The organism is Polaribacter sp. 2405UD43-2 (genome assembly GCF_058147125.1).
The window spans coordinates 1-231 of the sequence record NZ_JBYVJX010000124.1 but is presented as its reverse complement, the minus strand read 5'-3'; the positions used below and the strand labels follow the sequence as shown (position 1 = coordinate 231).

The following is a 231-nucleotide window of genomic DNA, read 5'->3' as shown; positions in this document are numbered from 1 at the left end:
CAATAATAGGTGCTTTCTGATTGTTGATAAGTACACAACCTTTTTTATTTCCTAATCTTCTAGAGATACCACCTGCATGACCAATTTGGATGGTAGCTGTTTTAGTTGGTCTTTTTGCTATAAAAGCTCTATTGGAACCAACTGTTTCACCAGGTTCTATTAAATGAATTTGAGAAATAATTGATTTGAAATGATGTGTATTTTTAAGTTGGGCTGTTTCTTTTTCATCAT

1 protein-coding gene is annotated in these 231 nt (G+C 32.0%); it reads right to left on the bottom strand.

The window, feature by feature from the left end; genetic code table 11:
• The coding region (locus ACY2RX_RS15005) for an alanine racemase C-terminal domain-containing protein (protein WP_490104763.1) at positions 1–231 on the bottom strand (231 nt) is incomplete at both ends.